The organism is Paraburkholderia sp. GAS82, assembly GCF_050436285.1.
GTDB classification, from domain to species: domain Bacteria; phylum Pseudomonadota; class Gammaproteobacteria; order Burkholderiales; family Burkholderiaceae; genus Paraburkholderia; species Paraburkholderia phenazinium_B.
In genome coordinates this window covers 270,751-297,062 of sequence record NZ_JBNDLX010000004.1, presented here as the reverse complement: position 1 = coordinate 297,062, position 26,312 = coordinate 270,751, and the positions used below count along the sequence as shown (strand labels likewise).

At 62.6% G+C, this 26,312-nt stretch carries 22 protein-coding genes and 1 pseudogene; 12 read left to right on the top strand and 11 right to left on the bottom strand.

What is annotated here, in order from left to right; translation table 11 throughout:
• Nucleotides 1–88 precede the first annotated feature (88 nt).
• Entirely contained in the window at nt 89–496 is a 408-nt protein-coding gene (gene arfB / locus P3T17_RS14795) for an alternative ribosome rescue aminoacyl-tRNA hydrolase ArfB (protein WP_074264998.1), read from the top strand.
• Nucleotides 497–509: 13 nt separating this feature from the next.
• Here arfB and P3T17_RS14790 read toward each other — a convergent pair whose 3' ends face one another.
• From P3T17_RS14790 to P3T17_RS14775, 4 genes are all read right to left on the bottom strand, one after another.
• Complete coding sequence (locus P3T17_RS14790; RefSeq protein WP_429407508.1) at nt 510–1,793, bottom strand: sensor domain-containing phosphodiesterase; 1,284 nt, start codon at nt 1,791–1,793, stop codon at nt 510–512.
• Nucleotides 1,794–2,284: 491 nt separating this feature from the next.
• Nucleotides 2,285–2,542, bottom strand: coding sequence for a DNA-binding protein (locus P3T17_RS14785; RefSeq protein ID WP_074264996.1), 258 nt, complete (start codon nt 2,540–2,542; stop codon nt 2,285–2,287).
• Between the two features lie 181 nt (nt 2,543–2,723).
• Nucleotides 2,724–2,984: a hypothetical protein gene (locus P3T17_RS14780; protein WP_429287536.1), complete on the bottom strand. Its 261-nt coding sequence runs from the start codon at nt 2,982–2,984 to the stop codon at nt 2,724–2,726.
• Nucleotides 2,985–3,327: 343 nt separating this feature from the next.
• Complete coding sequence (locus tag P3T17_RS14775; RefSeq protein WP_429287537.1) at nt 3,328–4,047, bottom strand: YdcF family protein; 720 nt, start codon at nt 4,045–4,047, stop codon at nt 3,328–3,330.
• A 272-nt stretch (nt 4,048–4,319) separates the two neighbouring features.
• Here P3T17_RS14775 and P3T17_RS14770 point away from each other — a divergent pair, with 272 nt between their 5' ends.
• A complete protein-coding gene (locus P3T17_RS14770; RefSeq protein ID WP_074264994.1) occupies nt 4,320–4,634 on the top strand; it encodes a hypothetical protein in 315 nt (104 codons plus the stop codon).
• 287 nt (nt 4,635–4,921) lie between these two features.
• Here P3T17_RS14770 and P3T17_RS14765 read toward each other — a convergent pair whose 3' ends face one another.
• Both P3T17_RS14765 and P3T17_RS14760 read right to left on the bottom strand, forming a co-directional pair.
• Entirely contained in the window at nt 4,922–5,173 is a 252-nt protein-coding gene (locus tag P3T17_RS14765) for a hypothetical protein (protein WP_074264993.1), read from the bottom strand.
• A 276-nt stretch (nt 5,174–5,449) separates the two neighbouring features.
• Nucleotides 5,450–5,845 (bottom strand): annotated as a pseudogene (locus P3T17_RS14760) (transposase); the annotation flags it as partial.
• Between the two features lie 409 nt (nt 5,846–6,254).
• Here P3T17_RS14760 and P3T17_RS14755 point away from each other — a divergent pair.
• The 4 genes from P3T17_RS14755 to rluB all read left to right on the top strand — a co-directional run bounded on the left by P3T17_RS14755 (nt 6,255) and on the right by rluB (nt 11,846).
• Complete coding sequence (locus tag P3T17_RS14755) at nt 6,255–7,157, top strand: LysR family transcriptional regulator (protein ID WP_074264992.1); 903 nt, start codon at nt 6,255–6,257, stop codon at nt 7,155–7,157.
• A 77-nt stretch (nt 7,158–7,234) separates the two neighbouring features.
• Nucleotides 7,235–8,437: a pyridoxal phosphate-dependent aminotransferase gene (locus P3T17_RS14750; protein ID WP_429407506.1), complete on the top strand. Its 1,203-nt coding sequence runs from the start codon at nt 7,235–7,237 to the stop codon at nt 8,435–8,437.
• Nucleotides 8,438–8,826: 389 nt separating this feature from the next.
• The gene (gene scpB, locus P3T17_RS14745; protein ID WP_429407504.1) at nt 8,827–9,906 is read left to right on the top strand and encodes an SMC-Scp complex subunit ScpB; all 1,080 of its coding nucleotides are present in this window, start codon (nt 8,827–8,829) and stop codon (nt 9,904–9,906) included.
• A 62-nt stretch (nt 9,907–9,968) separates the two neighbouring features.
• On the top strand, nt 9,969–11,846 hold the full coding sequence (gene rluB / locus P3T17_RS14740; protein ID WP_429287541.1) for a 23S rRNA pseudouridine(2605) synthase RluB: 1,878 nt from the start codon (nt 9,969–9,971) through the stop codon (nt 11,844–11,846).
• A 109-nt stretch (nt 11,847–11,955) separates the two neighbouring features.
• Here rluB and P3T17_RS14735 read toward each other — a convergent pair whose 3' ends face one another.
• Complete coding sequence (locus tag P3T17_RS14735; RefSeq protein ID WP_429407502.1) at nt 11,956–12,213, bottom strand: hypothetical protein; 258 nt, start codon at nt 12,211–12,213, stop codon at nt 11,956–11,958.
• A gap of 132 nt (nt 12,214–12,345) precedes the next feature.
• Between P3T17_RS14735 and rimP the strand changes: the two genes are divergently transcribed.
• The 5 genes from rimP (at nt 12,346) to truB (ending at nt 18,864) form a co-directional block, all read left to right on the top strand.
• Nucleotides 12,346–12,804 (top strand): ribosome maturation factor RimP, encoded by a 459-nt coding sequence (gene rimP, locus P3T17_RS14730; protein WP_074264987.1) that lies wholly within the window; start codon nt 12,346–12,348, stop codon nt 12,802–12,804.
• A complete protein-coding gene (gene nusA / locus P3T17_RS14725; RefSeq protein WP_074264986.1) occupies nt 12,801–14,276 on the top strand; it encodes a transcription termination factor NusA in 1,476 nt (491 codons plus the stop codon). Before rimP ends, nusA begins: the two co-directional genes overlap by 4 nt.
• A 92-nt stretch (nt 14,277–14,368) precedes the next feature.
• Nucleotides 14,369–17,323, top strand: a complete 2,955-nt coding sequence (gene infB, locus P3T17_RS14720; RefSeq protein WP_429407500.1) for a translation initiation factor IF-2 — start codon at nt 14,369–14,371, stop codon at nt 17,321–17,323.
• Nucleotides 17,324–17,475: 152 nt separating this feature from the next.
• Complete coding sequence (gene rbfA, locus P3T17_RS14715) at nt 17,476–17,841, top strand: 30S ribosome-binding factor RbfA (protein WP_074264984.1); 366 nt, start codon at nt 17,476–17,478, stop codon at nt 17,839–17,841.
• Between the two features lie 87 nt (nt 17,842–17,928).
• A complete protein-coding gene (gene truB / locus P3T17_RS14710) occupies nt 17,929–18,864 on the top strand; it encodes a tRNA pseudouridine(55) synthase TruB (RefSeq protein ID WP_429407499.1) in 936 nt (311 codons plus the stop codon).
• A 141-nt stretch (nt 18,865–19,005) separates the two neighbouring features.
• Here truB and P3T17_RS14705 read toward each other — a convergent pair whose 3' ends face one another.
• The 4 genes from P3T17_RS14705 to P3T17_RS14690 are packed head-to-tail and all read right to left on the bottom strand — an operon-like array spanning nt 19,006 to nt 24,040.
• Nucleotides 19,006–20,568 carry a DHA2 family efflux MFS transporter permease subunit gene (locus P3T17_RS14705; protein WP_074264982.1) on the bottom strand — a complete coding sequence of 521 codons (1,563 nt, stop codon included), beginning with the start codon at nt 20,566–20,568 and terminating at the stop codon, nt 19,006–19,008.
• 33 nt (nt 20,569–20,601) lie between these two features.
• On the bottom strand, nt 20,602–21,825 hold the full coding sequence (locus P3T17_RS14700) for an EmrA/EmrK family multidrug efflux transporter periplasmic adaptor subunit (RefSeq protein WP_074264981.1): 1,224 nt from the start codon (nt 21,823–21,825) through the stop codon (nt 20,602–20,604).
• 55 nt (nt 21,826–21,880) lie between these two features.
• Nucleotides 21,881–23,470 carry an efflux transporter outer membrane subunit gene (locus P3T17_RS14695; protein ID WP_429407497.1) on the bottom strand — a complete coding sequence of 530 codons (1,590 nt, stop codon included), beginning with the start codon at nt 23,468–23,470 and terminating at the stop codon, nt 21,881–21,883.
• A gap of 48 nt (nt 23,471–23,518) precedes the next feature.
• On the bottom strand, nt 23,519–24,040 hold the full coding sequence (locus tag P3T17_RS14690) for a MarR family winged helix-turn-helix transcriptional regulator (protein WP_429407495.1): 522 nt from the start codon (nt 24,038–24,040) through the stop codon (nt 23,519–23,521).
• A 386-nt stretch (nt 24,041–24,426) separates the two neighbouring features.
• Between P3T17_RS14690 and typA the strand changes: the two genes are divergently transcribed.
• Complete coding sequence (typA, locus tag P3T17_RS14685; protein WP_429407493.1) at nt 24,427–26,253, top strand: translational GTPase TypA; 1,827 nt, start codon at nt 24,427–24,429, stop codon at nt 26,251–26,253.
• The last annotated feature ends 59 nt before the right edge of the window (nt 26,254–26,312 follow it).

The following is a 26,312-nucleotide window of genomic DNA, read 5'->3' as shown; positions in this document are numbered from 1 at the left end:
TGGTTTGTTTTGATGTGCGTGTTTTGATGCGCAAGACGCCCTCAGGGCGCATGTGTACACTTGCGTGTTCGTTGCTCCATACCATGCCATGACATCTCGCTATCCGATCCCGCCCAATGAAATCGAACTGACCGCCGTGCGCGCGCAAGGGGCCGGTGGGCAAAACGTCAACAAGGTGTCGAGCGCGATACATCTGCGTTTCGATGTGCGCGCGTCGTCGTTGCCCGACGTCCTGAAGATGCGGCTCCTTGCGCTGTCGGATCGCCGGCTGACGCGTGACGGTGTCGTCATCATCAAGGCCCAGGAATATCGCACCCAGGAGATGAATCGTGCGTCGGCACTGGCGCGGCTCGACGAACTGATTCAGAGCGTCAGCGTCACCCGCACCCCACGTGTCGCAACGCGGCCCACGCGGGCGTCGAACCGGCGCCGGCTCGAAACCAAGGCGCATCGCAGCGAGATCAAGTCCGGCCGCGGCGGGCGCATCGACGATTGAACCGGACTGGACCTCAACGCTTGCGCGTGACGGGCGCGTTGCGGGCCGTGGGAATGAAATCGACGCACAGGATCGTTGTCTCGCCGTTGCGCTCGAGTGTGACGGCTGCGGTGTAGCAGTCTTCGCCGTCGATCAGCGAGTAGTGCGGGCCCATCATGGCAACCCGGCCAGGTGCGGCTAGCGCATGCTTGAAGTAGGCCCGGCGCGACCAGTTGCTGCGCGTCGTCGCCAATAGCGGCGCGAGCCGCTCGGGCGGCGCAGGTACCGAAGGCGCACAGATCGACGGAGAGGTTTGCTCGCCTTGTGCATCCGTGACGAACACCCGGCGCGCCTCCGGAATCGAAAAGACGAACTGGGCAGCCTGCGCCAGATCACCGTTCGCCGCGAAGCTGCCCGCTGCCGCCAGGACGGCTTCGGCGAATCCTTCGAAGCCAAGTCGCTGGTGACGCGCGTACTTGCGTTCGTAGTCGGCGAACTTGCGCCACATCGAGTCGATCAGCGCGGGTACGCGCTCGCAGGCAGCCTGTACCGAACCCTTCGGCTGGCCCAGCCAGAACCCCTGGACGAAGTCCACGTCGGCCTGCATCAGGATCATCAGCTCATCGTCGGTCTCGACGCCTTCGGCCAGCACCAGCGTCCCCGATTGATGCAGCATGGCGATCAGGTGGCCGATCAGCGATTCCTCGCCCTGGCGTTTGCCTGCGCGGGCCACCAACGAACGGTCGAGCTTGACGATGTCGGGGCGGAAGCGCCACACCCGGTCGAAGTTCGAAAAGCCGGTGCCGAAGTCGTCGATGGCGATCAGGAAGTCGCGTGGTTGAGAGGCGCTCAGCATGCTGGCCACCGCCGATTCATCGTCGGCCGGCTGCTCGAGCACTTCGATGACGATGCGTTCCTGGGGCAGTCCGAAGTGTGCAGACAGTTCGTCGATAAAAGCGCGTTGCGGCCAGCCGGTTTCGAACACTTGCGGCCGCGTGTTGAGGAACAGCCAGCCCACCGGGACGTTCTGCTCCATGAAGTTGGCCACATGCAGGCAACGGCAGATACGGTCAAGCTCGCGTGCTTCGCTCGCCGAGCGTGTGCCCGAAAACAGCACATCGGGCGTGACGGGCAGCCCGACGGGATCGAAGGCCCGCAACAGCGCTTCATAACCGACGATGCGTTGATGGGTGATCGAGAGTACGGGCTGAAACACGCTATGCAGCGTCAGTGCCCGCCATGTGGCGGTCCAGCCGCCCTCGTCGCGCACCAGATGGGGCAGAAGTCCGGTCAGCGTCAGTTCTTCGACGGTGGGCATGGTGGCGTGGTCTCAGGCGTGCGATGCGGCACAACGAAGTCCTGCGCCGCACCGGAACTGGGCCGTGGCGTTGGCAGGGCGAAGACGCTGCCCGAAGAGACGGAGCTCGATTCCAGCCACGCTGGCCTCCGACTAATAGGTCGAAAAACAGTCTAGCAGTTCGAACTTCGCGTGAATGTACGGGTTATCACACACGCGCAAAGCCGTCTGCGTATGGGAATAACGGTAGCACGGGGGTGTGGAGGCTGCCCGCCAAAGTCGAGGTCGGGTCTCTCTCCGACGACGGATTTTTGGGCCTTTGTGCAGATGTTTGCGGCGGCAACGCGATGCACGCAAGCATGCCCGCATGCAGTTCACGAGGCGACAGATGTCCTGCTCTTTTGCTAAACGGAACTCAGCACGGCGGAAGGCGTGGAGATGGCAATTCCGTCGGGGAAACCGGGCGACGAAAAAACGTTTCGCCCGTTTCGCCCGCCGTCTGTCTGCAATGCTTAGTGCGTCGACTGCGGTACGTCGAGAATCAGGATGATGGTCCAGTCCGCGTCGCCATCGTGGTGATACTGGCGTTCCGCGACAATAAACGGCTGTTGTTTGCCATCGGGGCCGAGGAACAGCACGTCGCCCTCCATCGGCAAACATTCAACCGGTGGCAGCGCAAGGTACGCTTCCTGACCGCCGCGCGGCATCAGTTTTTCGATCTTGCGGGATGCCGCTTCGGTCCATTCGATGTCAAGCTGGATGTTGCTCATTCTGTCCTCCGCACCAGGGTGCGCACGGGTTGGGGGTGGTTCTTCGGTGCGCGACTTTAGCATACCGCCTGCGCGCGGCAGACAACAAAAAGCCGAAGCTGGCATGACCGGCTTCGGCTTTTCGACCTTCGCTGAGCGGCTGCGCAGGGCAGCCAAACGGTCAGGTGCGGGCCACGTGCAATTATTGGCTGGCCGCGTCGGGCTTTGCCGCTTTCATATGATGCGGCGCCTTCTTGTGTTCCATCTTGTGATGCATGGCCGGCATGGAAGAATGCTGGCTTTCCGCAGCTTGTTGCTGGGCTTGCAAATCTTGGGCACGTTGTTCGACGTCGGCGGCCTTGGCCGGATCGGTACTCATCATGACGCCGTTGTCGGTCTGTGCATACGCTGCGCCCGTCAGGGCCGAGAGGGAAACCAGGATCGCCAGGGACACTTTCTTCATCGTTACCTCCGTAGAGTGGTTGTGGCTAGGTACTGCCTGTCCGATCAGGAAGGACAGTGCATTCTAGCGAGCAATATCCGCTCCAACAGAAGCTTTGTAACAGTTTTGACGGATAGTTACATTTGCTTACGTTTGCGGCCTATTTCCGGGATGCAACGGGCGTTATTGCCGCGTGGCGAGCCCGCACCTGGGCAGTGTCGGAAGAAGCTGCGCGGTCTCGATGCCGCCAGCTTGCCGTCGCTTTCGGGGGCATGCGGCGGGCGGCTCGCAAATAAGTACGTATAACTAACTAAAGGCGTGAGGCGCCGATGCGCGGCGGCCGCCACGCGCACGACCGTCGCACTTAGAACCACCCGAGCCACCGGTACACATGAAACTGCGCAATGCCGACCAGTTCATGCAACGCAATCTCCGCGTTGACGAAATTCTCGTAACGCGGCAGCAGCCCGACGCGTACATGGCGCGTATTGGAGATGACGGGTTCAGGCGCGAGTCCGAAGCGATGGAAATCGAGCAGCGCGCGCGGCATCTGAAACGCGGACGTGACCAGGATCAACGAATCGTAGTGCTGCGCCTGCAGGAGCGCGGCCACGTCACGGGCGTTCTCGTAGGTCGTGAGACTGCGGTTTTCGAGGGTGACGTCTGCGCGCGGTACCTGCCTCTGCAGCAGGTAGGGCAGGTAGGTATCGGCTTCCGACGCTTCGTGCCGCTGCGGGTTGCCGCCGCTGATGATGACTTCGCAGAGTGCGCCGGTTCGTTTGCATGCCGAATAGATTTCGGCGCTCGTCGCGATCCGCGCCAATGCGTCACGCTTCGGGACCAGTTTATGATCGTCGTCATAGTAGGTGCCGCTGCCTAGCATCACAATCACCGTGTGCGCGCCGTACTTTGGGGGCGTCAGGGGTTGCGGATTGCGTTGGGCCCAGTCGAGCAGCGGCGCTGCTAGCCAGCCCGCCGCAAACAGCCAGAAGAGGGCCATAACGGCCAGTGCGAGCGGGACGCGCGCTCGCCTCGTTAGCAGAATTGCTGCAAAAAAAAGCGCCAATAAAGTGAATAGAATCAATTTAAATGGGGTAACGTATGGTTTTTGGGGACATTCACGCCTGCCGCTATCGCGCCACCTCGGTCGCATCATAGGCACGTGAAAAGGACGCTAGCACGAGGTTCGATCGGGGACCCCAAAACATGGAATAACAGGTGGCGCCTGGCGGGAGACGGTGGCATCGCCCTTGCGATGCACTCCCTGCCATGGGTGGGTGCTACGCGCGTCACTGGTGGCGCGGTGATGTGCTGCGCAAAGATGTGTCATGGGCTGCACTTTAAGAAAGAAGTGAGATGACCACGTATTCCAACGAAGCAGTTCTTGAAGCGCTGCGGCGGGCGCAATACCGCCAGGTCCCGTGGGCCCGGCGCCCGGGTGTATTCGAATATCTTCGCGCGCTCGGCTTGATGGAGACGGTTCGGCAACGCACGGTTGCACCTGCTCCGGGTTTTCATGCGCCGGTCGACATCGCCGTGCTGACCGACCGGGGCCGGGCCGAATTTGCCCGCCTCGAGCGCGATGAGCGTTCGCTGAACTGGACCGCGCGCAGGATGAACGATTACGTTGCCGCGGAGAGACGTACGGCGGATCTGGAAGTTCGCCCGTAGGTCAAACTGCGCTGTTCGAGGACAGGCGCCGGCGCGTCGCCGCCGGTGCTTTGGCATTGCTGCGCACTTTCGCAAATCCGCAAAAAAAGCCCGTATCGCAAGGATACGGGCGTACCGGAATTACTACTGCCACGCTGTGCTGATGGCATAGATGAGACTGGCTCGAGTCCCGCTGGTTCCCACGAATGCTCGCGAATTCCTGCGATTCTCCGCAAGGTTTACCCGCGTCAGGGCAGTCCGTTTCGCAATCGACTCAGGGCTCGTCCTGAGCCCGCTGACGCGTCGTTTTAATGACGGCGTTGCTCGCTCTCGCGCGGCGGCTCCGGCCGCGTGCGTACGTTACTTGCGATGTCGCCGCGCAAATCGCCGCGCGGTGCGGGCGGAGTGAATTCCCGAGGGCGCTCCCCCTGTTGCCACGTCTCGAGCGAGGCAGTACGGTCAGGCCGCCAGTTCCAACCCTGGGACCTTTGCTGTGCGAAGGTAGGTGCGGCAATCAATGAAACGACAATGCCGCACAGAAGCAGTGACATTGGTTTCATGCTGGGCTCCATTCAAACCCGTTGGCTTGGGTTTTTGTGCATACTCATACGGTATGCTCAGGAGCGAAAGCACGCTGTAAGTAATCGTAAATGGATGTTTCACTGCGTGTCTGTAGCACGGCAGTCGGGTTTCGGCGCGGCGCTGATGAACAGCGTACCGCGCACGTCCGCGACTCTCGCGGCTGCGCCGTCGCCGACACAGCCCAGGCTGGGTTCAGTCTGGCAGATACACGCCGGGCGCCCAAGGGCGCCCGGCGGCATAACAATGGTGTCTCAGGCCATCTTGACCGGCGCGCGCCACGATTCCGGATTGGTCCAGAAGGCGCCGCGCAGGCGGTCGCGGCTCGGCGGTGCGGGCGGCTTGGCAGCCGTCGCGCCAATCCGGCCACGCAGCGAGATTTCCCGGCCGCTCGTGCCGAGTCGCTTGACTATTTCGGCGAGCGTACCATCAGCTTGCCATTCGTCGAAACGGCGGCGGCAGGTCGGCGGCGAGGGGTAACGGCCGGGAAGCTTGGACCAGCCTTCTCCCGTCGAGAGTACCCACAGAACCGCATTGACAACCGCGCGCGCTTCCACACGTGGCCGACCGCGTCGTTCGCTCCGTGCTGGCTCCGCACAGAACAACGCCTCGACCAGCGCCCACTCGTTGTCTCTCAAATCGTCGAACAGCATCATGTCTCACCTCAGCGAAGCTAACTCCGGTGCGCTGCCCCGCGCCGCGCACTCTCCATGCACTCAATCGCGAGTGCCAGGCGGGGTCGGGCTAGCCACGGTTCTGGTTATGCAACCAGGTCCATGGCGCCGACCCAGTGCGCATCCAAATGCACGAAGCGTGCCATCTTGTTAAAAACTACCTCGAAGCCCCGTAACATCGGGCCAGCGCGGGCGTTAGTCAGGGGCGTATAAGAATCCAAAAAAGCCGTCCCGCAAATCGGGACAATCACCAATCTTGTGCAATCAGGCCCGCGCAACGTGCGTTTGCGCCTTATTGCTGCATCGCAGCGAAATGATCGAATGGCTGTGAGGCACCAAAAGAAACAATACAATGCTCATCAAATGAGGTCATTGATGAGGAAGCAGGATGAATGTCACGCTGCGCCAGCTAAGGGTTTTCATTGAGGTCGCGCGCTTGCAGAGCTTTAGCCGCGCAGGCGACGAGATCGGGCTGACGCAGTCGGCGGTGAGCCGCTGCGTGCGGGAACTGGAGGCGGAAATCGGCCTCAAGCTGATTGACCGGACCACCCGCGAGGTTCAGTTGACCGACGTGGGCGGCAACCTGGTATCGAGCGTCTCGCGTCTGTTAGCCGATCTCGACGACACGCTGCGTGAGATTCGCGAGATCGGCGAGCAGCGGCGCGGGCGGGTGGTGGTGGCGGCGAGCCCGACGGTCGCCTGCCGGTTGATGCCACAGGTGGTGGCGGGGTGCGGAAAGCAGTTTCCTTTCATCACTCTGGGACTACGCGACGACGTGCAAAGCGATGTGGTGCGCAAGGTCAAGTCGGGCGAGGTCGATTTCGGGGTCGTCATTGGGCCGTTTTCCGCGGACGATCTGCTGAGCGAGCCGCTGATGACCGATTCGTTCTGCCTCGTCTCGCGCGCCGATCACCCGCTGGCGGCGAAGACGCGGGTAGCGTGGTCGGACCTGGAAGGCCAGCGGCTCGTGATGCTCGATTACGCGTCCGGTAGCCGGCCGATCATCGACGCCGTCATGAGCGAGCATGGCGTCAGCGCCACGGTGGTGCAGGAACTGGGGCATTCGGCCACCGTGTTCGGGCTGGTGGAGGCGGGCGTGGGCGTCAGCGTGCTGCCGTGGCTGGCTTTGCCGCTGCCCGCGGATACCTCGCTGGTGGCACGGCCGCTGGTGCCGCGCGCGGAGCGCACGGTCGAACTGGTGCGGCGGCGCGACCGGTCGCTGTCACCGGCGGCGGAGGCGGTATGGGGCTTGATCCGGCAATTGCCGGCGCGCGCGGAGGATCTGCGGTAGAACGGGGCGAGTTGGCTAAACTATCGGCCTGTATGCTACATGTCTCATAACCTGAACCGACCCGCCTGGATGCCTTGATGAGCGAATCCGATCTGTCCGCCCCTTTCCTGTCGAACGCGCGTGACGCCGTCCGTGCGCTGCGCCCCTCCCAGATTCGTGAAGTGGCCAACGCCGGGTTTGGTGTGGAGAACGTGCTGCCGTTCTGGTTCGGCGAGTCCGATCGCGTGACGCCGGAGTTCATCCGGACGGCGGCGAGCGATGCACTCGCCCAGGGCGCCACCTTCTACACCCACAACCTCGGCATTGCGCCACTGCGCGAAACGCTTGCCGGCTACGTGACGCGCCTGCACGGCGCGACCTCGGATAACCACATCGCGGTCACGAGTGCCGGGGTCAACGCCTTGATGCTGGCTGCGCAGCTGGTGGTAGGCGCCGGCGACCGGGTGGTGGCGGTCACGCCGCTCTGGCCGAATCTGGTCGAGATTCCGAAGATCCTCGGCGCCCATGTCGAGACTGTCGCGCTCGGTTATGGCGCACAAGGCTGGGCGCTTGATCTGGAGCGCCTGCTTGCTGCCCTCACGCCAGACACGAAGCTCTTGCTGATCAACTCGCCGAACAATCCGACCGGCTGGGTGATGAGCGCGGACCAGCAACGCATCCTGCTCGAGCATTGCCGGCGGCATGGCATCTGGATCGTCGCCGACGAGGTCTACGAGCGGCTTTACTATGCTGGCGACGCGGCCCGCAGCGCGCCGTCTTTTCTGGATCTGGCCGGACGCGACGAGCGCGTGATCTGCGTCAACTCGTTCTCGAAGGCGTGGCTGATGACCGGCTGGCGGCTCGGCTGGATCGTCGCGCCGGCGGCCTTGATGGACGATCTGGGCAAGCTGGTCGAGTACAACACGTCGTGCGCGCCGGCCTTCGTGCAACAGGCAGGGGTGGCCGCCGTTCAGCAGGGCGAGCAGCTCACGCGGCAACTGGTGGCCGACCTGCAGACTTCCCGCGATCACCTGGTCGAGGCGCTCTCCGCGCTGCCAGGGGTCGACGTGAAGGCCCCGCTGGGTGCGATGTATCTGTTCTTCTCGCTGCCAGGCGCGGCGCAGAGTCTTGCCCTGTGCAAGGCGCTGGTGCGCGAGGTGGGCCTGGGCCTCGCGCCCGGCAGCGCCTTCGGTCAGGAGGGCGAGGGGTTCGTGCGCTGGTGCTACGCCTGCGACCCGGCCCGGCTCGACGCCGGCGTCGCTCGGCTTCGGCAGTTCCTCGCGCAGCACGCTGCGAGCTGAATGCGTGGCTTCTGTGGCCGCGGCAGAGCGGTATTGGGCTCGGGTGAGCCCGTCTTGTGACACCGTTTTGAAGCGGTTGGCCGTTAAAGCGTCCACAGGAACGAAATGCAGGGCTGAAAAGCGCGTTTGGAAAATGCACATGAAATGCGGGAGTCGCCGGGATTTCGTCTTTACGCATTGAATGTTTTTGCGTAATATGGCGCTCAGTCACGCGATTCCTTGCAGGAATATCGCTGCTCCGTCCGGCTGGGTTTGGCTCGATTGCCTGTTTCGCCTCCCCCCGGTGCGTGCTCCCATCAATATGACCGATCAGAATCGGGCGAGCGCGTCTTCAGTTCCAAATCGTCTGTTTGATCCGGTTCTTTGACCACAGGGTCTGACCTAGCTGCATGAATACCCAAGAGGCGAAGATCGTCCTCGAGACTGCCTTGATCTGCGCGCAGGAGCCTTTAAAGCTCGCTGAGCTGCGCAAGCTCTTTGCCGACGGCGTGTCGGCAGATACGGTTCGCACGTTGCTCGAAGACCTGAAACACGATTGGTCAGGGCGCGGCGTAGAGCTGGTTGGGCTTGCGTCGGGCTGGCGGTTTCAAAGCAAGCCCGCGATGCGTTCGTATCTGGATCGGCTGCATCCCGAGAAACCGCCGAAATACTCGCGCGCCGTTCTCGAGACGCTCGCGATTATTGCGTATCGGCAACCGGTCACACGCGGCGATATCGAAGAGATTCGTGGCGTGACGGTGAACACGCAGGTGGTGAAGCAACTCGAGGATAGAGGCTGGATCGAAGTAATCGGCCATCGCGACGTGCCCGGCAGGCCTGCGCTGTACGCGACCACCCGGCAGTTTCTCGACGACCTCGGTTTGCGGGCACTCGACGAATTGCCGCCGCTGGACGATCCGTCTGCGCAGCTGAACGCCGATCTGCTGGGCCAGCATGCGATCGAATTTCCTGACGCTGTAGCGCAAGGGAACGAAGAGATAGACGCCGAGGCATCGGCCGATGCGACGGTGTCGGGGGAAGACGTGGCCGCTGACGCACCGGTTGCCGTAGAGCAGCCCGTGGCTGCGGCGCTGAACAGTGCCCACGATAGTGTCGAGCCCACTTTTGCCGAACATGAAGATGCCCCGGCTCAAGAAGATGCGCTTGCTCGAGACGCCGAGGCGGCGCCGCCGGCAGGAACGGAAATAGCTGGCCTTGCAGAGCCCGACCACGGCACTGCTGCTGAAGAACATGCTGAACCGCAAGCCGATGCCGCCGCAAGCGCCGCTCCGGTTGCACAAGATCAGGATCCGGTCTCCCAGGCCGGTCCCGCAACACCCGCGCACGACTCGGGCGAACTCCGCGGTACGGAGCACGCCGTCGAGTCGAACCCGACACGTGTGGCGCATGGCGATCCAGAAGATCGCCACGATGTCGCACAGGACGCGGGCGTACTGACCGACGACGAAAACGAGTCGCGCAGCGCCTGACGTAACCGAACTTTTTGCCGCGCCCGCAACGGGCGCGCGCGACCTGACATTTTGAGGTTGTTTTGACAGATACCCACGATACCGATTCGTCCGAATCCGAGCACGCTGTGCATGCCACGCGCGCCGGCGAAACGCGTACTTCGCAGGCACCGGGAGGCGAGTCCGATCGCCCGGCGAACGCCGAAGGCGCCGAGGGCGAAGAACGTCCGCGCCGCGGACTGCGCCGCGGGCCGCGTAGCCTGATCGCGCGACGTCGCGCGGGGGCGAAGAACAAGACTGCGGAAGGTGCGGCCGAACCGGTCGTGACGGAAGCGCCGCCGGACGGCGAAGTAGTCGCACAGGTTCGCATGCCGCGCAAGGAGCCGGGCTCCAAGGGGCAGGGTCCGCGCCGCAATGCAGGTGGCAAGCGCGAAGGCGCGGCGAACCGTGAGGGTGGTCCGCGCGAAGGCGGCCAACCCCGTGAAGGCGGTCCTCGCGAAGGCGGCCGCCCGCGTCAGAATCGCCGTGGCGGCGAAGCGCCGGTCGTGGCCGCGGCCGCGTCGGACGCGAACCCGGACGATCTGTTTTCTTACGTGACCTCGCCCGCGTTCGACGCGGACAACAGCACCACCGGCGGCGTGCGCGCCCCGATGCTGCGTCGTGGCAAGCCGGCTGCGCCGAAGCGTGTGCTGTCCCCGGACGACGACGCACCGAAGCTGCACAAGGTGCTCGCCGAAGCGGGCATGGGTTCGCGCCGCGATATGGAAGAGCTGATCATCGCCGGCCGCGTTTCGGTCAACGGCGAGCCGGCTCACATCGGTCAACGCATCATGCCGACCGATCAGGTTCGCATTAACGGCAAGCCGGTCAAGCGCAAGCTGCAAAACAAGCCGCCGCGCGTGCTGCTGTACCACAAGCCGACTGGCGAAATTGTCAGTCACGCCGATCCGGAAGGCCGTCCGTCGGTGTTCGACAAGCTGCCGCCGATGAAAACCGCCAAGTGGCTGGCGGTCGGCCGTCTCGACTTCAACACCGAAGGTCTGCTGATGCTGACCACGTCGGGCGATCTGGCAAACCGCTTCATGCATCCGCGTTACAGCGTCGAGCGCGAGTACGCGGTACGCGTGGTCGGTGAGCTGGCCGAAGGGATGCGTCAGAAACTGTTGCACGGCGTCGAACTCGAAGACGGCCCGGCGAACTTCCTGCGTATCCGCGACGGTGGCGGCGAAGGCACCAATCACTGGTATCACGTCGCGCTGGCCGAAGGCCGCAATCGCGAGGTGCGCCGCATGTTCGAAGCAGCCGGCCTGATGGTCAGCCGCCTGATCCGTACCCGCCACGGCCCGATCTCGCTGCCGAAGGGTCTGAAGCGCGGCCGTTGGGAAGAACTCGAAGACAACCAGGTGCGCAGCCTGATGGCATCGGTGGGGCTGAAGGCCACCAGCGAAGAAAAGGGTGGCCGCAGCGCGGCGCCTGAGCGCAAGCAGCCGGATCCGATGCAAACCTCGATGGGCTTCATTAATCGCGAGCCGGTGCTGATGTCGCATGGCCGTTTCGATCAGCAACCGCCGCGTGGCGGTGGTCAGCGTCGCGGTGCGGCAGGTGGTGGTTTCGGCGGTGGCGCCGGTTCCGGCTTTGGCGGCGGTTACGGTCGCGGTGCTGGACGGGGTGCGAGCGGCGGTGGTTTCACCGGTCCGATGAGCAGCGGTGGCGGGGCGAATGTGCCGCGCGGTGGCCGCGAAGTCGATGGCAACCGTGCGCCGTCGGGCAACGGCAATCGCGCTGCGGGCGGCGGCAAGCGCGCTGGCGCTGCGGGTGGCAACCCGGGCAACGGCGGCGGTCGCGGACCGGGTGCAGGCCCGGGCAACCGCGGCGGCAATGCGAACCGCTCGGGCGGCGGCAATCCGAACGCCGGAGCGAATCGCGGCGGCGGTCCTCGCGGACGCTCGCGCGGTCGCTAGGACAGCAGGGCTGGATACGGCCCGCGCAAGGGTTTCGACAGGCGTGTCGGGCACGCCTGCGTCGTGCAAAAAGCGAGCACGCCACAAAACGTAAATTCGGGCCGCAAAATCAGAATGCAAAATTCGGGGCGAGATCCACTGGCGATCTAACCCCGTAAGCTGCGCCGAACACCTTGCGCAATGCGCTTTTCGCCCCCATCTGAGCCAAGATCGCAGTGAAATCAAGCGGAAATGCGTGTTTCATGCCCTGCGCCGGTTTGCGTTTGTCCTGAAAAATGGCTACAATCGCAGAGTCGCTGGGCGTGCGGCTTTTCATGTGCGGCTCAGGTGCGACCACCGGCAATAAGATGATGGGCGTTTCGCCCATTTTTTTTTTGCCGCTTTAGTTTGTGGTTCGGCATCTCGGGTAGCACGAACGTGCGCCAGCTTGGCGCGCGGCCCGCAGGTTGTTTGCAGGTAAAACCGGCAGGCTTGCCGCGCGAACATCTTAGAGGGCACTGTGCAACTGACGGAACTGATTGAAACCACGGTCGTGGGTCTCGGCTACGAGCTCGTCGATCTGGAGCGCACCGGGCGCGGCATGCTGTGTATTTTCATTGACCAGCCGGCCGGCATCGCAATCGAAGATTGCGAAAAGGTCACGCGTCAGCTCCAGCACGTTCTGACGGTCGAAAATATCGATTATGAGCGGCTTGAAGTATCGTCGCCGGGTCTCGACCGCCCGCTGAAGAAACTGGCGGATTTCGAACGCTTCGCAGGCAGCGAAGTGGCAATTACATTGAAAAAGCCATTGGACGGACGGAAATCGTACCGGGGCATCCTGCATGCTCCGCAAGGCGAGACGATCGGTCTGGAATTTGAAGGGAAGGAAGGCGCCGCGATGCTCGATTTCACGCTCGCGGACATCGATAAAGCACGCCTCGTTCCAAAGTTTGACTTTAGGAGCCGCAAACAATGAGTCGCGAAGTGTTGATGCTGGTGGATGCGCTGGCACGCGAGAAGAACGTCGACAAAGACGTGGTATTTGCCGCGCTTGAAGCGGCTCTCGCTTCGGCCTCCAAAAAACTCTTCGAAGAAGATGCGGACATCCGCGTCCATATCGACCGTGAAAGCGGCGAGCACGAAACGTATCGCCGCTGGCGCGTGGTGCCGGACGAAGCCGGTCTGCAGGAGCCGGATCAGGAGATCCTGCTGTTCGAAGCACGTGAGCAGAAGGCCGATGCGCAGCTCGACGAGTTCATCGAAGAACCGGTGCCGTCGATCGAATTTGGCCGTATCGGCGCGCAGGCCGCCAAGCAGGTGATCCTGCAGAAGGTGCGCGACGCCGAGCGCGAGCAGATCCTGAACGACTTCCTGGAACGCGGCGAGAACATCATGACCGGTACGGTCAAGCGCCTCGACAAGGGCAATTTCATCGTCGAATCGGGTCGTGTCGAAGCGCTGCTGCGCCGCGACCAGCTGATTCCGAAGGAAAACCTGCGCGTGGGCGACCGCGTGCGCGCCTATATCGCCAAGGTCGATCGCACCGCTCGCGGTCCGCAGATCGAACTCTCGCGTACGGCACCCGAGTTCCTGATGAAGCTGTTCGAAATGGAAGTGCCGGAAATCGAGCAAGGCCTGCTCGAGATCAAGGCAGCGGCGCGCGATCCTGGCGTGCGCGCCAAGATCGGCGTGATCGCTTACGACAAGCGGATCGATCCGATCGGCACCTGTGTCGGTATCCGCGGTTCGCGCGTGCAGGCTGTGCGCAACGAGCTCGGTGGCGAAAACGTCGACATCGTGCTATGGTCGGAAGATCCCGCCCAGTTTGTGATCGGCGCTCTCGCGCCGGCAGCCGTGCAGTCGATCGTCGTCGATGAAGAAAAGCATTCGATGGACGTCGTCGTCGACGAGAACGAACTGGCGGTCGCAATCGGCCGTAGCGGCCAGAACGTGCGTCTTGCCAGCGAACTCACCGGCTGGCAGATCAATATCATGACGCCGGACGAATCTGCGCAAAAGCAGAATCAGGAACGCGGTGTTCTGCGTGACCTGTTCATGGCGCGTCTCGATGTCGACGAGGAAGTGGCTGACATCCTGATCGACGAAGGCTTTACCAGCCTCGAAGAGATCGCCTATGTGCCGCTCAACGAGATGCTCGAGATCGAAGCGTTCGACGAAGACACTGTGCACGAGCTGCGCAATCGCTCACGCGATGCGTTGCTGACGATGGCAATCGCAAATGAAGAAAAGGTCGAAAATGTTGCACTCGACCTGAAGAGCCTGGACGGCATCGACGCCGACCTGCTCGCGAAGCTGGCCGAACATCAGATTCACACACGTGACGATCTGGCCGAGCTGGCTGTAGATGAATTGGTCGAGATGACCGCGATGGAAGAGGATGCCGCTAAGGCGTTGATCATGAAAGCACGTGAACATTGGTTCCAGTGAGAAATGACCATGGCGCACTAAATTGAAGCGGCCCCAGGCCGCATGACACGATGCTAACCGCAAGGAATCGGTCCTTGCATTAAGAGGAATGAATGGCGAGTAACAACGTAGCCCAATTTGCCGCGGAACTGAAAATGCCTGCAGGCGTGCTGCTTGAGCAGCTGCAGGCAGCAGGCGTCACTAAAGCGAGCGAAGACGACACCCTGTCCGAAGCGGACAAGGCGCGTCTGCTCGACCACTTGCGCAAGTCTCACGGCTCGACTGATGCGGACAAGCGCAAGATCACGCTGACGAAACGGCATACGTCGGAAATCAAGCAGTCTGATTCGACGGGTAAGGCTCGTACCATTCAGGTCGAAGTGCGCAAGAAGCGCACGTTCGTCCGCCGCGACGAAGCGGGTGGCGAAGGCGGCGATGCATCGAATCATGTGGCTGAGGCCGACGTCGATACGGATGACCTCGAACTTCAGCGTCGCGAAGAAGAAGCGCGTCACGAAGCCGAGCTGCTCGAAAAGCAGGCTCAGGAACTGAAAGCGCGTCAGGAACAGCTCGAACGCGAAGAAGCCGAGCGTCAGGCGCGTGAGCAGGCTGCCGAAGCCGAGCGGCGTCGTGCGGAAGAGGAAGCGGCGAAGAAGCGCGCTGCTGCCGCCGCCGAAACTGCCACGCAGAAGAAGGTCGAGCAGGTTGTGCAAGCTGCGCAGCCCGAAGCAGCAGCACCGGCTGCGGCGACCGAACAGGACGACGAACGCGCCGCAGCGGAACGCGCGGCGCAACGCGAAGCCGCGAAGAAGGCGGAGGACGCAGCGCGTCTGGCCGCGGAAAAGACGCGCGCCGAGCAGGAAGAAATCAGCAAGCGCCGTGCGAAGGCAGAAGCCGAAGCGCGTGCGATTCGCGAAATGATGAGCACGCCGCGCAAGGCAGCCCAGCCCAAGGCGCCTGAGCCTGCTGCTGCTCCGGCTGCGGCGGCCAAGCCCGCTGAAGCGCCGAAGGCTGCGGAAGCCAAGGGCACGTTGCACAAGCCGGCTCGTCCGGCAGGCGAAGCGCCGGCGCGTCCTGCTGCCAAGAAGCCGGTGGCGGCAACGCCGTCTGCGACTCCTGCACCGTCGGCTGGCGACAAGAAGAAGCCGGGCGCAGGCAAGGGCGGCTGGCAGGACGACGCAGCGAAGCGCCGCGGCATCAAGACGCGTGGCGATACGAGCGGCGGTGTCGATCGCGGCTGGCGCGGCGGCCCGAAGGGTCGCGGCAAGCATCAGGACCAGAACACCACGTTCCAGGCGCCGACCGAACCGATCGTGCGCGAAGTGCACGTGCCGGAAACGATTACGGTGGCCGATCTGGCGCACAAGATGGCCGTCAAGGCGTCCGAAGTCATCAAGTCGATGATGAAGCTCGGCCAGATGGTCACGATCAACCAGATGCTGGACCAGGAAACGGCGATGATCATCGTCGAAGAACTGGGCCATCACGCGGTTGCGGCCAAGCTGGACGATCCGGAAGCGATGCTGGTCGAAGGCGAGGTCAGCTCCGATGCAGAATCGCTGCCGCGTCCGCCGGTCGTCACGGTCATGGGTCACGTCGACCACGGCAAGACGTCGCTGCTCGACTACATCCGCCGCGCCAAGGTGGCAGCGGGTGAAGCGGGCGGGATTACGCAGCACATTGGCGCATACCACGTGGAAACGCCGCGCGGCGTGATCACGTTCCTCGACACGCCGGGTCACGAGGCCTTCACGGCCATGCGTGCTCGCGGTGCGAAGGCAACGGACATTGTGATTCTGGTGGTTGCAGCCGACGACGGCGTGATGCCGCAGACGAAGGAAGCGATTGCCCACGCGAAGGCAGGCGGCGTGCCGCTCGTCGTCGCGATCAACAAGATCGACAAGCCGGATGCGAATCCGGAGCGCGTGAAGCAGGAACTCGTCGCGGAAGGCGTCGTGCCGGAAGAATACGGTGGCGATTCGCCGTTCGTGTCGGTGTCGGCCAAGACCGGCGCAGGCATCGACGACCTGCTCGAAAACGTGCTGCTGCAGGCCGAAGTGCTGGAATTGAAGGCACCGGTCGAAGCGCCGGCCAAGGGTCTGGTCATCGAAGCGAAGCTGGATAAGGGTAAGGGCCCGGTTGCAACGATCCTGGTTCAGTCGGGTACGTTGAACCGTGGTGACGTCGTGCTGGCAGGCAGCGCCTATGGCCGCGTGCGCGCCATGCTCGACGAGACCGGCAAGCCGACCAAGTCGGCTGGTCCGTCGATCCCGGTTGAGATTCAAGGTTTGTCGGAAGTGCCGCAGGCTGGCGAAGAAGTCATCGTCATGCCGGACGACCGCAAGGCGCGTGAAGTCGCACTGTTCCGTCAAGGCAAGTTCCGCGACGTCAAGCTGGCCAAGCAACAGGCCGCGAAGCTCGAGAACATGCTGGAACAGATGGGCGAAGGCGAAGTGCAGTACCTGCCGCTTATCGTCAAGGCCGACGTGCAGGGTTCGCAGGAAGCGCTGGTGCAATCGCTGCAAAAGCTCTCTACCGACGAAGTCCGCGTGCAGATTGTGCACGGCGCGGTGGGCGGCATCAGCGAAAACGACGTCAACCTGGCAACGGCTTCGAAGGCGGTCATCATCGGCTTCAACACCCGTGCGGATGCACAGGCGCGCAAGCTGGCGGAGTCCAACGGTATCGACATTCGCTACTACAACATCATCTATGACGCTGTGGATGAAGTGAAGGCTGCGATGTCGGGCATGCTGGCGCCGGAGAAACGCGAAGTCGTCACCGGTATGGTCGAAGTGCGTCAGGTCTTCAAGGTGCCGAAGGTCGGCGCGGTGGCCGGTTGTATGGTCACGGACGGCTTCGTCAAGCGCTCGTCGTCGGTGCGCGTGCTGCGCAACAACGTCGTGATTCATACGGGCGAGCTCGATTCGCTCAAGCGCTTCAAAGACGACGTTAAGGAAGTGCGTCAGGGCTTCGAGTGCGGTATGTCGATCAAGAACTTCAACGACATTATCGAAGGCGACCAGTTCGAAGTCTTCGAAGTCACTGAAGTCGCGCGTTCGCTGTAATTCAGGCGCAACGCTGAAGGGGCGGGGCGGGCGCTTGCGCCCCTCCGCCCCTTGTTTTTGTGCGCGTGCATTTTGTGCTCGCGTGCGTTCGCGGCCCCGCCAGGGAGACGCGAACCCCATTGCTATCCGCCAGAGCGGATCACGGATTCACCATGCCTAAGAAACGTACTTCTCCCAATCGCAACGTGCAGATCGCCGATCAGATCCAGCGCGACCTGTCCGAGCTGCTGCGCGAGATCAAAGACCCGCGCATCGGTATGGTCACGATTCAGAGCGTCGAACTGACGCCGGACTACGCGCACGCGAAGGTCTACTTCACGACGCTGACCGGCGACCCGCAACAGACGCTGCAAGGCCTGATTCATGCGGCTGGCCATCTGCACAATCAGTTGTTCAAGCGCCTGCATATCCACACGGTGCCGACGCTGCATTTCCACTACGACAAAACCATCGAACGTGCCGTGGAAATGTCGCGTCTGATCGACGAGGCGAACGCTAGCCGCGCGAAAGACGAGTGATTGCGCGCGGTGTTTCAGCTTCCTCGATGCTCACCGTTGGCCGCATATTGCTCATGCTGACTTCCCGTTCGTCCTCATCGTTTTGATATGACCGCACCTCAACGGCCCCGTGTGCCGCGTCGCGCGCTCGATGGTGTGTTATTGCTCGACAAGCCTATTGGCCTGTCGAGCAACGACGCGCTGATCCGGGTGAAGCGCCTTTACCTGGCGAAGAAGGCTGGCCATACCGGTACGCTCGATCCCCTCGCCACCGGTTTGCTGCCGCTGTGTTTCGGCGAGGCGACCAAGTTCTCGCAGGATCTGCTCGAAGCCGACAAGACCTACGAGGCCACCATGCGCCTCGGTGTCCGCACGGCTACCGGCGACGCGGAAGGCGAGGCGATCGAAACGCGCGAAGTGGCCTGCGATCAGCCGGCGGTCGTTGCTGCGATGGAGCGCTTTCGCGGCGACATCGTGCAGGTGCCGCCAATGTATTCGGCGCTCAAGCGCGACGGCAAACCGCTGTACGAATACGCACGGGCGGGTCAGGTGGTGGAGCGGGAAGGGCGTCCGGTGACGATTCATGCGCTTGAGATGCTGGCTTGCTCGCTGCCTGATGTGACGTTCCGCGTGACTTGCAGCAAGGGAACGTACGTGCGCACGCTGGCCGAGGATATCGGTGAGGCGCTTGGCTGTGGCGCGCATCTGGTTGCTTTGCGGCGCACGGGCGTCGGCGCGTTGACGCTGGAACATTCGGTGACGCTCGATGCGTTGTCCGACGCGGCCGAAGCCGAGCGCGATAAGTGGCTGCAGCCGGTCGACGCTCTGCTTTCGACTTTCCCGGCAGTGCAGCTCGATGAAGAAGGCGCACGCCGCTTTCTGCACGGTCAGCGCCTGCGTCTGGCCGATCTCACGTTGAGCAAAGAGGCTGCTGCTGCGGAGCGTGTGCGCGTCTACGCTGCGGAAAGCAAGCTGCTTGGCGTCGCGAAGCTAGGCGAGGGCGTGCTGGCGCCGGAGCGACTCGTGGTGACCGCGGCAAGCTAAGGCGCGATTCGCAACAAACAAAAAAGGCGGCACCGTCATTGCGGTACCGCCTTTTTCATTGCTGCGCTTACTTCGAAGACGTTGAGTCAATCACGCTGAGCCAAACCTGCTCGAGTTCCGCCTTCAAAGCCACATCAACCGTCAATGCGCCGCTGCCGCCGCTGCACCGGCATCGCCACCTGCTCGCTCAGGCTTCGTGATCCAGATCAGCGCAATCAACGCGACGAAGATCCCCGCCGAGACGTAGAACAGATCGTTCACCCCCAACTGCGCCGCCTGCTGCGTCACCATATTGTTGAAGAGACCATATGCCTGCGGCTGACTGAAGCCGGCCGCGCCCATCTGACGTATCGACTGATCGAACACCGGGTTATACAGGTTGGCCTGGGCACTCAGGCGTGCGTGATGCAGGATCGTGCGGTGATCCCAGGCAGTCTGGAAAATCGACGTGCCGATACCGCCGCACATGATCCGCACGAAGTTCGACAATCCCGATGCCGCCGGAATCCGGTTGCCTGGCAGACCTGACAACGTGATCGACACCAGCGGAATAAAGAACCCCGCCATGCCGATGCCCTGAATCAGCGTGGGAACCAGCAGCGAAAACGTGTCGACGCCGGTCGTATAGCGCGAACGCATCCAGAAACACAGCGCGAACACCAGGAACGACGCCGTGGCGATGTAGCGCGGATCGGTACGCGGCAAAATCTTGCCGGTGATCGGCGAGAGCAGCACCGCGAAGAAGCCGACCGGCGCCATGACGAGACCGGCGTTGGTAGCGGTGTAGCCCAGATCGGTTTGCAACCACAGCGGCAACAACACGAGGTTGCCGAAGTAGAGCCCATAGCCGATCGATAGCGCCACCGTGCCGCCGGTGAAATTGCGCTTGCTGAACAGCGACAGGTCCACCACCGGATGCTCCGCCGTCAGTTCCCAGACAATGAAGAACGCGAGCGCGATCACCGCGGTCAGCGCTAGCACCACGACCGTGGTGGAGGCGAACCAGTCGAGGTCTTTACCCTTGTCGAGCATCACCTGCAGCGAGCCGACCCAGATGATCAGCAAGGCGAGTCCCACGCCGTCGATCGGCGCCTTACGGATTGCCGAATCGCGATTGCGGAAGATCGTCCACGTGGCGATGGCGGCAATTGTGCCGACCGGAATGTTGACGTAGAAGATCCACGGCCATGAGATGTTGTCCGAGATCCAGCCGCCCAGAATCGGGCCGGCCACCGGTGCAATCAGTGTGGTCATCGCCCACATGGAAAGCGCCATGGGCGCCTTCGCGCGTGGATAGCTGGCCAGCAAAAGTGTTTGAGACAGCGGGATCATCGGCCCGGCGACAGCGCCTTGCAGCACGCGCGAGGCGAGCAGGAAGGGCAGCGTCGGCGCAAGACCGCACATCCACGACGAGATCACGAACAGGATGATCGACGCCATGAACAGGCGCACCTGGCCGATGCGCTCGGTGAGCCAGCCGGTCAAGGGCACGGAGATCGCGTTCGCCACCGCGAACGAGGTGATCACCCACGTGCCTTGATCGGACGAGACGCCGAGATCCCCGGAGATGGACGGGATCGACACGTTTGCAATCGAGGTGTCGAGCACGTTCATGAAAACGGCGAGCGACACCGCGATGGTGCCGATCACCAACTGCGCCCCCTCTAACGGCGGATGAGGAATGGGCGCTTGAGACTGAGCCATGTATCAGAAACCTTGTTTTAATGTGGCGCAGCGTTACATTGCCTTGGCGGGTGCGTTGGTATCGCGGGCAGCCGACTTCTGTCCACCGCCGCCTTGACCCGCGTTTTCAGCAATGATGCGGGCGATTTCGGCGTCGGCCTGATCGCCGTACTTGTCGAACACGTTGGTCTGATAGATCGTGTTCGGTGCTTCGCCCAGCTGACCGCCGTTTTCGTCCTTGATGCTGACGTCGGCGTCCATCGACAGGCCGATACGCAGCGGATGCTTTTCAAGTTCCTGCGGGTCGAGCGCGATCCGCACCGGCAGACGCTGCACCACCTTGATCCAGTTGCCCGTGGCGTTCTGTGCCGGCAGCAGCGAGAACGCCGAGCCCGTGCCAGCCGAGAAGCCGACCACCTTGCCGTGGAACACCACCGACGAGCCGTACACGTCGGCCGTCAGTTCGACCGGCTGGCCGATGCGCATATGCTTCAGCTGAACTTCCTTGAAGTTCGCGTCGACCCACACGCCGTTCAGCGGCACGATCGCCATCAGCGGATTGCCCGGCGAGACGCGCTGGCCGACCTGCACCGAGCGCTTCGCAACGTAACCGGTGACCGGCGCCGGCAGCGTGTTGCGGGCGCTCGCCAGATAGGCGTCGCGCACCTTGGCAGCGGCGGCTTCCACGTTCGGGTGGTCGGCAATCGTCGTGTTGGCGGTCAGCGCGCGGTTCGATGCGAGCTGTTGCTTTGCGGCGTCGAGTGCGGCCTGGGCGCTCTTCACGGCATCACGGGCGTGCGAGATTTCTTCCTGCGACACGGCGCCGGTCTGGGCGACCAGCATGCGGCGGCGCAGGTCGTCCTGGGCGCGTGAGAGATCCGCTTCACGGACTTCCACCTGGGCCTGGTACTGGTTGTCGTCGGCGAACAGGCCGCGCACCTGGCGTACCACCTGGCCGAGATTGGCCTCGGACTGTTCCAGCGCGACGCGTGCATCCGCCGGGTCCAGCACGACGACCGGGTCGCCGGCCTTGACGGTCTGCGTATCGTCGGCATTGACCGCGATGACCGTACCGGTCACTTGCGGCGTGATCTGCACGACGTTGCCGTTCACATACGCGTCGTCAGTCGACTCGTGGAAGCGCGCGACGAGGAAGTAGTAAAACCCGTAGGCGATCGCGGCAATCAGGATCACGATGACGAGCAACGCCATCATGCGCTTGCGTTTGCTGTTGTTCGCCGGTTGTGCGTTGGCAGCAGGTTGCTGGGGGGTGCTCATTGATATGCTCCGTATTCTCTCAATCTGCGTCGTTTATTCGGGTGGGCATTCGGATTCAGTTCGCTGCCGGTGCTGCTGTTTGTGCCGTGCTGGTCGCTTGAGCTGCTGGCGTGGCCGGTGTCGTCTGCGCTGCCGGGGCCGCTTGTGCCGCGTGTGAGGCGGACGCGCCGTCCGGTGCATCGGCCGGTACCACGAGACCAGTCTGGGTCGCGTCGAAACCGCCGCCGAGCGCCTTGATGAGACCGATCTGCATGTCGCGGCGGCGCATCTTCAGATTCGTCACCGTCTGTTCGGCGGCGAGGCGGTTCTGGTCGGCGGTCAGCACCTGCAGTTGTTCCGACAGACCCGCCTTGTAGCGGATCACGGCCAGCTGGTATGCCTTGGTCGAGGCGTCGAGCGCGCGCTGTGCGTCACCCGATTGCTGATCGATCGAACGGATCGTTGTGATCTGCGTGGCGACATCCGACAGCGCGCTGATCAGCGTCTGGTTGTAGTTGGCGACGTCCAGGTCGAAGTCGGCGTAGCGGCCTTTCAACTGCGAGCGCAAGGCGCCGGCGTCGAAGATCGGCAGGTGGATGGCCGGCCCGAACTGCATGTTGCGGCTCGACGAGGTCAGGAATTTGCCCCAGCCGAACGCATCGAAGCCCGCAGCGGCGGACAGATTGATGTCCGGGAAGAACTCTGCTTTCGCTTCCTTCACGTCGTGCATCTCGGCTTCGACCTGCCAGCGTGCGGCGACGATATCGGGGCGGCGCGAGACCAGATCGGCAGGCACGTTATCCGGCAGGATGACGGGGTTGCCCACCGTCAGGACCGGCTTGGCGATCTGCAAGCCGCGATCCGGTCCCTTGCCAAGCAGCGCACCCAGCTGATAGCGCACGTTGGCGATCTGGCCATCGAGATCGCTCAGGTTGGTCTGGCTCGTCGCGATGTTGCCGTTGGCGGTCTGCTGCTCGACGTTGGTGTCGAGACCAGCGACAACGCGGCCGTGGGTGATACGGCCAATATCCTGACGATTGGCGATTTCGCGCGCGGCGATATCGCGCAGCGCGTACAGCTGGGCAAGCTGGTTATACGTACTCGCTACCGACGCGGCGAGCGTCACACGCGCCTGCTGCACGTCGGCTTCCGCCGCTTTCTCCTGCGAGACCGCCTGACCGAGGCGCTGACGGTTCTTGCCCCACAGGTCCAGATCCCAGGAGGCGCTCGCCAGCACGTTGTTTTCGCTGTACCAGGTGCCACCGTAGGGCGGCGGGTAGATCGAGTTTTGCGAGAAAATCTCGCGGTTCCACGAATAGCTGCCGTTGACCTTTGGGTACAGCGCCGAGCGCGTGGATTCGATATAAGACGAAGCCTTTGCGAGCCGCGCCTGAGCCTGGGCGATCGACGGACTGCCTTCGAGCGCTTCTGCGATCAACTGTGGCAGTTGCGGGTCGCCGAACTGATTGGCCCAGTCGAGCGACGGCCACTGGCCGCCCTGCGCCGGCAGGCTCTGGCTCGATTCGTACTGCGTCGCCGGCGCGATCTGCTTGTCGCTCTTGATACCGCTGTAGTTCGCGCACCCCGCGAGGGCCAGCGCCGTCACCGCAGCGGCGACAGCGGCCCGGCACGAGACGGCGGGCGCGGACAGGGAAAGGGATTTCATCGCTGCACTCATGGTCAGTGAATTGTAATGATGGACAGTGCAACCAGCTTATGACGATTTGACGTCAGAATTGCTTGCTACGTCACGGGTTATGCCCGTTAGATCGCAACCGCTATTGATCAGCACGCGGCGCAGCATGCTCTTCAGGAAACCGACTTCCTCGGCCGTAAAGCCAGCCAGAAAGCCATCCACGACGCTGTTGAAAATCGCCGGCATGCGGGCGGCCACGCTTTGGCCTTCCGGTGTTAGCGCGAGCCGCACGACGCGCCGGTCTTCACTGCTGCGAACCCGGGTGAGCAGGCCGCGTTTTTCGAGCCGGTCGACCAGACGCGTGACTGCGCTTGCATCGATGCCGTATTCGCGGGCCAGTTCCGCCGCCAGCAGACACTTGCCGCTGGCCACCATGAACAGGATGCTGCCTTGCTGGCTGGTGATGCCGAGTTCGGCCATCGTGCGTTGCGTGATCTCGTTCGACATGGTCGATCTCACGCGGGAAATCAGATAGCCGACGCTTTCGCCGAGCTGATAGGAACTGATTTCCGGCGGCGGCGTGGGGATCTGATCGGTCATGATTCTCATGCGACTGCAATGGTTGACTATGCAGGATTATAAATTGTCATTAATTGACCCGGCAAGCGTTATTACAGCTTAGGCAACGATCTCTAGCGTCTCAAGCGCTTAAAAGACCAGGGGCGATGGAGGAGAATCGGGCGCGCAAGGGCCGTCGGCCAAGGCGTTGCGGCTGGGTGATTCGCGAAATGCGATGTAAGGAAATATGAGGCCGGCCGTCGGCAGCATGGAAGTCGTACGGCCCATGCGCGCGTTGCAACTAAGGGAATACCAGAAAACCTTAACTTGCGCGTGCTATAATTTTGGGTTCCCAAAAGTGCGCTTTGGGCTTTGTTGGCTTTGTACACAATGCTGCTGCTGGCGCACTCAACTGTCCCCAGGTTCCTATGACCCGCGCCCTACGCAACATCGCCATTATTGCCCACGTCGACCACGGCAAGACTACGCTCGTCGACCAGCTCCTCCGTCAGACCGCCACGTTCCGCGACAACCAGCAGATGGTCGAGCGTGTGATGGACTCGAACGACATCGAAAAGGAACGTGGCATCACGATCCTGTCGAAGAACTGCGCGGTCGAGTACGAAGGCACCCACATCAACATCGTCGACACGCCGGGCCACGCCGACTTCGGCGGTGAAGTGGAGCGCGTGCTGTCGATGGTCGACTCGGTGCTGCTGCTGGTCGACGCCGTGGAAGGTCCGATGCCGCAAACGCGCTTCGTCACGAAGAAGGCGCTGGCGCTCGGTCTCAAGCCGATCGTGGTGGTCAACAAGGTTGACCGTCCGGGCGCGCGGATCGACTGGGTGATCAACCAGACGTTCGATCTGTTCGACAAGCTTGGCGCAACAGATGAGCAGCTCGATTTCCCGATCGTCTATGCGTCGGGTCTCAATGGTTATGCCGGTTTGACCCCGGACGTGCGTTCGGGCGACATGCGCCCGCTGTTCGACGCCGTGCTGGAACACGTTCCGGTTCGCCCGGCCGATCCGGAAGGCCCGCTGCAACTGCAGATCACGTCGCTCGACTATTCGTCGTACGTGGGCCGTATCGGTGTGGGCCGCATCACGCGTGGCCGTATCAAGCCGGGTATGCAGGTTGCCGTGCGCTCGGGTCCGGACGGCGCGATCCTGAACCGCAAGATCAACCAGGTGCTGTCGTTCAAGGGTCTTGAGCGCGTGCAGGTGGAGTCGGCTGAAGCCGGCGACATCGTGCTGATCAACGGTATCGAAGAAATCGGCATTGGCGTGACCATCTGCTCGCCGGAACAACCGGAAGCGCTGCCGATGATCACGGTCGACGAGCCGACGCTGACGATGAACTTCCTCGTCAATTCGTCGCCGCTGGCTGGCCGTGAAGGCAAGTTTGTGACGAGCCGTCAGATTCGCGACCGTCTGTTCAAGGAGCTGAACCACAACGTGGCGTTGCGTGTGAATGAAACCGGCGACGAAACCACGTTTGAAGTGATGGGCCGCGGCGAACTGCACCTGACCATTCTCGTGGAAAACATGCGTCGTGAAGGTTACGAACTCGCCGTGTCGCGTCCGCGCGTGGTGATGACGGAAGTGGACGGCGTGAAGCACGAGCCGTACGAAAACCTGACCGTCGACATGGAGGATGCCCACCAGGGTGGCGTGATGGAAGAACTGGGCCGCCGCAAGGGCGAAATGCTCGACATGGCGTCGGACGGCCGTGGCCGTACGCGTCTCGAGTACCGCATTTCGGCGCGTGGTCTGATCGGCTTCCAGGGTGAATTCCTGACGCTTACGCGCGGCACGGGCCTGATGAGCCATACGTTCGATTCGTATCAGCCGGTCAAGGAAGGCGGCGTCGGCGAGCGTCGCAATGGCGTGCTGATTTCGCAGGACGACGGTGCTGCGGTTGCTTATGCACTGTGGAAGCTGCAGGATCGCGGCCGCATGTTCGTGTCGCCGGGTGAGCCGCTGTATGAAGGCATGATCATCGGCATTCACAGCCGCGACAACGACCTGGTCGTCAACCCGATCAAGGGCAAGCAGTTGACCAACGTGCGTTCGTCGGGCACCGACGAAGCCGTGCGCCTCGTGCCGCCGATCCAGATGTCGCTGGAATACGCGGTGGAATTCATCGACGACGACGAGCTGGTCGAAGTCACGCCGCAATCCATTCGTCTGCGCAAGCGTTACCTGAAGGAACACGAGCGCCGCAGCGCCAGCCGTAAGGGCGCAGTGGACTAAAGCAGCAGGGCCGAGGGCCTGTGTTGGCCCGGCAATAGCGGGTCAATGCCGGCTAATGC